This is a genomic window from Kitasatospora sp. NPDC057518, from assembly GCF_042802075.1.
Lineage (GTDB): Bacteria > Actinomycetota > Actinomycetes > Streptomycetales > Streptomycetaceae > Kitasatospora.
Genome location: NZ_JBHVEU010000059.1, coordinates 21,786 through 28,160, shown reverse-complemented (window position 1 = coordinate 28,160; position 6,375 = coordinate 21,786). Strand labels below are relative to the sequence as shown.

General features: G+C 70.8%; 5 protein-coding genes. All 5 read right to left on the bottom strand.

Annotated elements, in window-relative coordinates; all coding sequences use genetic code 11:
* Positions 1-53: 53 nt before the first annotated feature.
* Positions 54-1,241, bottom strand: coding sequence for a hypothetical protein (locus ACFU7Z_RS08990; protein WP_380777074.1), 1,188 nt, complete (start codon positions 1,239-1,241; stop codon positions 54-56).
* Between the two features lie 593 nt (positions 1,242-1,834).
* Entirely contained in the window at positions 1,835-2,122 is a 288-nt protein-coding gene (locus ACFU7Z_RS08985; RefSeq protein WP_380743378.1) for a hypothetical protein, read from the bottom strand.
* A gap of 208 nt (positions 2,123-2,330) precedes the next feature.
* Positions 2,331-2,855 (bottom strand): RICIN domain-containing protein, encoded by a 525-nt coding sequence (locus ACFU7Z_RS08980; protein WP_380777073.1) that lies wholly within the window; start codon positions 2,853-2,855, stop codon positions 2,331-2,333.
* A gap of 599 nt (positions 2,856-3,454) precedes the next feature.
* Positions 3,455-5,911 (bottom strand): DUF4132 domain-containing protein, encoded by a 2,457-nt coding sequence (locus ACFU7Z_RS08975; protein ID WP_380777075.1) that lies wholly within the window; start codon positions 5,909-5,911, stop codon positions 3,455-3,457.
* Positions 5,912-5,916: 5 nt separating this feature from the next.
* Positions 5,917-6,309, bottom strand: a complete 393-nt coding sequence (locus ACFU7Z_RS08970; RefSeq protein WP_380777072.1) for a hypothetical protein — start codon at positions 6,307-6,309, stop codon at positions 5,917-5,919.
* Positions 6,310-6,375: the final 66 nt, after the last annotated feature.

Below are 6,375 nucleotides of genomic sequence, written 5' to 3'. Positions count from 1 at the left end.
GAGTGGTGGGAGGCCGGGGCGGTGGTGCGGTGCGGGTGCGCGGGTGTGCGGTGTCAGCGCGCGTCGCGCAGGAAGACGGACCGCTGGACGGACTGGTGGCCGTTCGACTCCGCGCTCACCCGGATGTCCACGTCGGCGCCGTACTTCGGGGCCTCCTTGAACGTGGCCCGGAAGGTGTACTCGACCGTGTTGCCGTCGCGGACGCCCGGCACGTTCGGGTCGACCGTGACCAGGCCGCACTCGTCCTTCAGCTCGACCGGCTTCCACACGTCGCCGACCCGGGCCTCCACCGTGACGTCGTTCGGGGTCGGCCCCTCGGAGCTCCAGACGGTCACCCGGGGGCGCAGGCCCGCGGTGCCGTCCGGCGAGGAGACCCGGAAGCTGAACGGGATCGGGTCCGTGGTGATCACGCCCTTGGCCGGCGGCATCACCGAGAGCATCTCCGGGCTGTGGCTGTCGACGACCGTGGCGTTCAGCTCGGCCTTCGCCATGTCCAGGTAGTTCTTGGAGTGCGGCACGGGGGCGTCCGCCTCGATCGTGATCTGCCCCGGGCGGTTGGCCAGGGACAACCGCATCCGGAACTCGATGGTCCGGCTCTCGCCGGCGGCCAGGGTGAAGGCCGCGTCGTCGGCGGTACCCGCGTAGTCCATCCCGCCGCCCTGGCTGAGGTGGTCCAGCGTCTTCCAGCCGGAGGCGTCCTTGCGCTCCAGGGTGCCGTCCGCCATCGCGAGCACCATGGTGCAGGGCGCGCCCTCGTACTGCTGGGTGGCCACCACCGGGGCCACGCTGCGGGTGCCGGTGGCGTCGTTGTTCTTCCAGGTGACGGTGAAGGGGACCAGGTCGTTCAGCCCGATCTTCCCGCCCTCGCTCAGGCCGCCGAAGGTGATGCCGATACCGCTTCCGCCGGACGGGGCGGGGGCCTTCGGCGCGGCGGGCTTGGCCGCGGCCTTCGCGGCGGCCTTGACGTCGGTCTTGGCCGTTGCGGCCCCGGCGGCGGGGGCCTGCCCGGCCGGGGTGGCGGCGGTCGGGGCCGCCTCGGCGGTCGGCGCGGCCGGGGCGGGGACGGCCGGGACGGCGCCCGCACCGGGGGTGGCCGAGGAGGTGACGGCCGGGGCGGAGGTGGGAGCGGAAGCCGCGACGGAGGCCCCGCCCTCGGTCGGGCCGCAGGCGGTGACGCCGACGGCGGCGACAACGGCCAGCGGGACGATCTTCGCAATACGGGCGATAACGGACGCGTTCATGTGACAGTCCCCCCAAGGACATGGTGATGGTGGTGATCGAATGAGCGGGCGCCTACTGTCACGCCCCGAGGAGTCGGCCCGAGCCCCCCGGCTCCGCCGGCTCGCTCTCCCCGCCTCTCACCCTGATAGACGTCCATCCCGCCGGGGGGTTGCAGCCGGGTTCGGAGAAATTTTTCGCGGCCCCGCACCCGCCCCGCCCCTGGACCGAGGGCGGCGTCCAACGCCCCGGTCCGCGACGCGTTCGCGCAGGTCCTGGACGCGGTGCGAGCGGAGCCCGGCGCCGACCCGGCTGCCGCCACCGCCATCCAACAGCCTGTGCGAGTTCGCCCTGACCAACCCTGCCGGGGGTCATCCGCCCAAGCACGGCGGCGAGTTCACCTTCGGCGCCCCCGGCACCCGGGGCGACGGGCAGGCTGTCACCTTCACCGCGCCCCACCGCCGTATGGAGGTCCTATGTCAGCCGGAGCACCGGAGCCTCCTCCGGTCTCTGAGCCTCATCGATGACCGGGTCAAGTCTCGACGCCAACGGTTCCGGAACGCGCGCGCCCGGCGCCTCCCTGCGGGACGCCGGGCGAGCACCTGGGCCCCGAGGCTCAGTAGACCCGGTCGCACCGCTGGGAGCCGTAGCCGAAGCTCCCGTCCGGATGCTTGTACATCATCTGGACGCACACGAGGCCCGCGCCACGGCCGCCGAAGGTACTCGTGTTCTCGAAGTCGTACCACCGCTTGGTCTCGGTGTCGGCGTGGAGCCCCGGGCCGCTGAAAGCGAAGAAGCCCTCGAAGGTGGAGGCGCCGGCGGCCGAACTGCGCTTGTAGGCATGCGTTGCGTACCCGTCAGGGCCGCCGGTGACGAACAGGCACACCAGTTCGGTGCACTGCATGGACTCCGCCTGGGCCGGAGCGGACAGTAGCCCGACCGAGGACACCGCAACCAGTCCCGCCGCGGCCAGGCCGCTCTTCAACCTGGTTGACCACTGACGGAGGGCCGTTCGGGATGATCCAGTGCGCATCGCTCGTCTTCCTCTCCTGGACCCGGCACCGCAGTACCGGGAGAAAAGCCCTGCCTCGACGCGAAACATGGCTCGGATCCTAGAAGTTGATGAATCGCCACCGCTGATCGGCAGGAGGGTTGGTGCTGTAGTCGCAGGTGGCCTGCAGGATCGGGACGTTCAGGTTCGTGTTCTGGGGGACCAGGCACGTGCCTGTCGCCCTGTTCACGAGACGCTTCCACTGCGGGTCGGCCGCATTGATGGTGTCGATGTACCAGTCGGCATCCGCTCCGGCGGCCCCGCAGTCTATCTGGCGTGCCTCTTGTTGGGATCGTGCGAGCAGGCAGAGCCGACTGTTCACGTTGGCGAGGAAGTAATAGTTCTCGCCGAGGTACTGGTGCTTCTCCCACTTCTGGTCCGCATACCCGGCACACTCCACCTGTGCGAGGCCGGTCTCGCTTCCATGGCCGGGCCCGAGAATGCACCGCTCACTGTTGTAGTTCTGGATGTTGTACGGGGTCCAGGACGACACAGCCGCCGGAGCGGCAGCGGTCGTGCCGGGAACGCCGAGGACCGTCAGTGCCCCTGAACCGAATACTGCCAGTACCGCCGTGAGCCTCTTCATGACGTACCCCTTTCGGAAGGAAATCCGCCCGCCCGGCACGCCCGCGGAACCCGTCCGGTGCCCTTCCGGCACCGCGGAACCGTCCTTCGTAGCCGCCTCATCGAGCACGGGACTTGCCGGGCCATGGGCAGTCTCTCCGGGAACTCAAGGGAATCCCAAGGCGCAATCAGGCCAACGTGACAAGTCCTTTGCTTACGTTTCGGAATGACACCTAATCCCCGTGGGATGCAAAGTGGACCGAACCAGCGGGAGTAAGAGGCGGTGCAGGCGGCAGCCGTATGCGTGGCGCGCGATCAGCGTCCTGAGTAGACCCCGTTGGACCCCGGCACACGTGGTGGCGCCGCACGCCGCCGATCATCCGGTGAGGGCGCACTGCGTCAGTTCGCCCTGGCGAACTCCAGTCACCCGAACCACACGGTCCGGAGCCGTGTGCTGCCCACCTGTCTACGGTGGCGCGACGCCAACGCCCGCCACCACGACGTCCCGGCCGCCCAAACGCAAGGGGCGAGCCCGCATCCGCGGCGAGGACGGGCCTGCGCCGGGGCGGCAGGCCCGTCCTCGCCGCGTGACCAAGCAACCCGGCGAACGAACTCGCAGTGCTAGAGCTGGCTCAGGATCGTCGGGTCCGTGATCTTCGTGTCCTCGGCCAGCATCATCGCCTTGCTGAGGATCACGGCCAGCAGGCGGTCGCCCTCGAAGGGGAGGTAGCCGGTCTGTGGGGCGGCCGCGGCGGACTTCGGGACGATGCACAGGTACTGGTCGTTCGGCGTCATCAGGATGTTCCCCGAGCCGAGGTGGATCTTGTACGTGTGGCGCTCGCCCTTCACGTGGAGGAAGCGGCCCTCAAGGGTGCAGCGGTCGGCTATCGCCAGCCGGGGCACGAGCCGCTCCAGCAGCATGCGGCGCGTCTCGGCACCCTGGCCGAGCTCACCGAAGCCGTACGACCTCCAGTAGTCCCTGAAGCGGCCCTCCGGTCCGCCGTCCTGCCAGGCCGGGTCGTTGCCGATGCTGGCCACGCCCACGAACAGGTCCACGTCGCGCAGGACTTCGGACAGCACGAGCGGCGGGACCTCGGCGAGCTGGACGGGCTCCACCGGCCCGGCGCCGGCCTCCGGCCACATGCGGTACTCACCGCCGTAGCAGTCCGCCGCGTTCTCCGGCGCGTCGATCGGGTAGAAGCGGACCTGGTCGGTGGCCAGACGCAGGTAACTGCCCGACTCGGTGGTGTCGTCCCCGTACTCGTCGCCCTCCCCGTGGATCCAGTACTCGGCGCGCAACCCCCACTGCGGCAGCGCACGGGTGGCGGGCGGGGCCGAGTCGTCGACCATCAGGCGCAGCTTGTTGCGCCACCCCCGGGCCGACGTCAGGGAGTGGAACTGGTGCTGGCGCAGGACGTGCGCGGCGAAACGGTTGGAGTACGTCCCCGTCGCGCGCTCGGCGTCGGTCAGCAGGTACACCTCGCGGTGGGCCTGCTTGAACGGCTGGGTGATCTCGTGCCGCTCCAGCCAGTCACGCCAGGCCACGACCTGGGCGGGCTCGTGGCCCACCGGGTGCCAGAGCCGGACCTCGGCCCCTTCGCGCACCGGGTCGTCGGCGAGGGTGCGCAGCTCGCCGTCCGCGAATCCGACGGTCGTGCCGTCGACCGTCCACAGCAGCCGTCGGGCCAGGGTGCCGACCAGGGGGTGGTCGAGGTACCGCTCGCGCCAGGCGGTGTACGGCCAGGTGCGGCGGCCGAGGAACTGCCGGTCCAGACGCTCGCTCTGGGCGGAGAGCATCTTGTCGATGTCCTTGACCGCCGTCTTCAGCTCCTTGAGCTGCTCGGCGTGGTCGCGCTTGACGGCGGCGGGCACGCTCTTGACCTCCTTGCCCGCGGCGTTGCGCCAGCCGAGGAACACCCTGGTGCCCCGGACCTCCAGGACCGCCGTGGCCTCGCCCAGACGCGGCTCGGCCCGGCCGATCCCGGTCAGCCCGTAGGCGGGGACGGCGATCTCCTCGACCTCCTCGCGGGACAGGCCCAGCGCCTCGGCCCGGGTCCGGAGCGCGGTGTCGAGCAGCTTGAGCGTGCCCTTGTACGTCACGCGGGTGGCCAGGCGGGCGAGTTCGGCGAGGGCCGCTTCGCCGTCGATGCGGGAGAGCGCGGTCGTGGCGGCGTTGGCGACCTTCGGGTTGCGCGGGCCGAGCCCGGGGATCTTCCTGAGGGAGGTCTCGACCAGCGCGCCGAGGGCGCGGGCGGTGTCCGGATGGGCCGGCAGCAGGGCGAGCATCCAGGTCAGTCCGCGCAGGGCGTTGGCGTTGTACGGGTCGTAGGCGCTGTGTCCGTCGGACCCGAGGAGTTCATGGTTCAGCGCGAAGGTGCGGCGGCCGACGAGGGCGAGCCAGGGCAGCAGGGTGGTCCGGACGCGGTCGGCACCGAGGGGGAGGATCAGGCGTTCGGCCCGCTGCTCCCACGGGCGGGAGGGCTTGGCGGCTGTGGCGGTCGTCGCGTGCCGCAGGAGTGCCTGCCAGTCGGGGTCGTCCAGGGTGTCCCGCAGGGCCTGCTCGGCCCATTCCTCACCGACGTTGAGGACGGGCTCGGTGAGCGTGCCGGCGAACTCGACGAGCGGCTTCCTGCCGTAGGTGTCCAGGGCCGAGCGCCGGTAGACGGCCACGACCTCGGGAGTGAGGGGGCGGCCGGCCCCGAGCTCGGCCTCGGCGAGGAGCAGGTGACGGCCGCTGTGCACCACGGAGTTCTCGTGGCCGAGCTCGTCGAGCTTCTCCGTGCGCTCCGCCGTGAGCCGGTCGCCGGGCAGACCGTGCGCGACGACAGCCAGCAGGATGAGAACGTTCCCGCGGGCGACCGAGCCGGCCTCGGCCGAGTGGTACTGCCCGACCAGCGCGTCGGCGAGCGCGGTCCGGGCCTCGGACGGCAGCGCGCGCAACTCGGCGAAGGCGCCGTCCCACCGTCCCTCCCAGTAGCCGCTGTGCCTCCCTGTTCCCAGCTTCAGCAGCTCGACGGCGAGGTCATCCGCCTCTCCTGCGTACTGCCGGACCAGCTCCGTGATCTCCTGGAAGTCCATCACCGTCATCCCCCCACCAGCGGAACGAGCTTCAGGAACGTGACCTCGGTGCCGAGGCCGAGCTCGACCTCCTCCTCCGCGTCGGTGACCTGGCGTTCCCCCACCAGCACCAGGAAGCCGTTGCCCGCGAACGCCCGGAGCGCCAGCTCGCTCTGCGCCTCCGGATCGATCCGGCGCGGCGTGCGCAGCGCGTACCCGTTCAGCACCCGCTCGGCATCGTGCGGCCGCACCAGCCCCTGGAACACCTGCGGTGCCTTCGCGTTGTACTCGGCGACCTCCTGGAACACCCTGCGCCGGATCAGCTCACGCACGGTGAGCCTCTCCTCGAGAACCTCCAGCCCCCACCCGTCGCTCCGGTCCCCAGCCGTCGTCTCGTCGACGAACATCACGATTGCCATGCCGTGAACAGTACGGGCCCACCCTGACACTGACGTCCGGCAGAGTGGCGCGGGATTGCTGGAGCC

What these genes read in the sequence shown, in the direction of transcription:
- ACFU7Z_RS08990 (WP_380777074.1), bottom strand. Translation starts at nt 1,241, where the DNA reads ATGAACGCGTCCGTTATCGCCCGTATTGCGAAGATCGTCCCGCTGGCC.
- ACFU7Z_RS08985 (WP_380743378.1), bottom strand. Translation starts at nt 2,122, where the DNA reads ATGCAGTGCACCGAACTGGTGTGCCTGTTCGTCACCGGCGGCCCTGAC.
- ACFU7Z_RS08980 (WP_380777073.1), bottom strand. Translation starts at nt 2,855, where the DNA reads ATGAAGAGGCTCACGGCGGTACTGGCAGTATTCGGTTCAGGGGCACTG.
- ACFU7Z_RS08975 (WP_380777075.1), bottom strand. Translation starts at nt 5,911, where the DNA reads ATGGACTTCCAGGAGATCACGGAGCTGGTCCGGCAGTACGCAGGAGAG.
- ACFU7Z_RS08970 (WP_380777072.1), bottom strand. Translation starts at nt 6,309, where the DNA reads ATGGCAATCGTGATGTTCGTCGACGAGACGACGGCTGGGGACCGGAGC.